At 65.9% G+C, this 1,808-nt stretch carries 2 protein-coding genes; both read right to left on the minus strand.

What is annotated here, in order from left to right:
• Positions 1–121: 121 nt before the first annotated feature.
• Entirely contained in the window at positions 122–1,546 is a 1,425-nt protein-coding gene (locus tag AC2VON_RS26715) for an NAD(P)(+) transhydrogenase (Re/Si-specific) subunit beta (RefSeq protein WP_486955470.1), read from the minus strand.
• Positions 1,546–1,808 (minus strand): NAD(P) transhydrogenase subunit alpha part 2 (locus tag AC2VON_RS26720; RefSeq protein ID WP_486955471.1); only part of this gene is annotated, 263 nt, incomplete at its 5' end. The genes AC2VON_RS26715 and AC2VON_RS26720, both read right to left, overlap by 1 nt.

Consider the following 1,808-nt stretch of genomic DNA (forward strand, 5'->3'; position numbering starts at 1 on the left):
TTGATCCCAATCCCGACTATGACGGGGCAGACGAGATCGAGTGGTTTTTCAGATACATGCCGTGGGGTTTCCGTGGCGTCCTCGACGGCCAAGGCTACCCACCGCCTGGCTATCCACCGGTCTAAAGGGCTTTGAGTTCCTCGGTCACCGCGGAGACTGATTTCTTGGCGTCGCCGAACAGCATGGTGGTGCCCTCGGCGTAGAACAGCGGGTTGTCGATGCCCGCGAAGCCGGAGTTCATCGACCGCTTCAGCACGATCACCGACCGGGCTTTGTCCACGTTGAGAATCGGCATGCCATAGATCGGGCTGTTCGGCTCGTTGCGCGCCGCCGGATTCGTCACGTCGTTGGCGCCGATGACGATCGCGACGTCGGTCCGGGCGAACTCGTCGTTGATGTCGTCCATCTCCTTCAACGCGTCGTATTCGACGTCGGCCTCGGCCAGCAGCACGTTCATGTGGCCGGGCATCCGGCCCGCGACCGGGTGGATGGCGTATTTGACCGGCACTCCCCGCGACTCGAGCAGGGTGGCCATGTCCTTGACCGCATGCTGGGCCTGCGCGACCGCCATGCCGTAGCCCGGCACCACGATCACCTGGTTGGCGTAGGCCATCTGAATCGCGGCGTCGGCCGCCGACGTGGCCTTGGCGACGCGATCCACCCCGCCGGCGGACGTGACCGCGACTCCGCCACCGCCGAACCCACCGGCCACGATCCCCGGGATGGACCGATTCATCGCCTTGGCCATCAGGTTGGTCAGGATCGAGCCGGAGGCCCCGACGATCATCCCGGCCACGATCATCGCGGTGTTGTTCAACGCCAGCCCGGCGGCCGCGGCCGAGAGCCCCGTCAGCGCGTTGAGCAGCGAGATGACCACCGGCATGTCGGCGCCGCCGATCGGCAGCACCACCATCAGCCCCAGCACCGCGGCAGCGGCCAACAGGGCGATCATCCACCACAGCGAGACGCCGCCGCTGCCAGGGTGCGCATCAAGGCCGATGACCACCGCGCACACCACGGCCGCCACCAGCAGCACAATGTTGAGGTAGTGCTGAACGTGTCCCAGCCCGATCGGCCGGCCAGGGATGATCTCCTGTAGCTTGCCGAACGCGATCACCGAACCCCAGAACGAGATCGACCCGATGATCGCCGCGAACAGCGAGGCCACCACGATGTGCGCGGTCGGCTCCTCACCGTACTGGAAGTCCGAGAAGCCGGTGGTCTCAATGAATTCCGACAGTGCGATCAACGCCACCGTGCCGCCGCCGACGCCGTTGAAGAACGCCACCAGCTGCGGCATCGCCGTCATCTTGGTGAGCCGGGCCGGCGGCACCCCGAGCACCACCCCGAGCAGCAGGCCGGCGATGATCAGCAGCCACTGGCCGGTGTGCCGGATCAACACCAGCGTGGCCGACACCGCGATCACCATGCCCACCGCGGCGATCAGGTTGCCGCGCACCGCGGTCCTCGGGCCGGTGAGCCCCATCATCCCGTAGATGAACATCGAGAACGCGACGACGTAGAGGGCCAGGACCAGGGCGGTCATCAGCCCTGCCCGTTCGTCTCGGTCTTGACCGGTTGCGACTTTTTACCTTTGAACATGCCCAGCATCCGGTCGGTGACGATGAAGCCGCCGATGACGTTCAGGGTGCCGAACACCAGCGCCACGAACAGAATCACCTGCAGCGCCACCGAGGGGTGCTCGATGCGGCCCAGCAGCAGCAGCGCGCCGAGCACCACGATGCCGTGGATGGCGTTGGTGCCCGACATCAGCGGCGTGTGCAAGGTGTTGGGCACCTTGGAGATCA

Source organism: Mycobacterium sp. TH-M82 (assembly GCF_057473605.1).

Coding starts and splice junctions, on each gene's coding strand:
- AC2VON_RS26715 (WP_486955470.1), bottom strand. CDS start 1,546: ATGACCGCCCTGGTCCTGGCCCTCTACGTCGTCGCGTTCTCGATGTTC.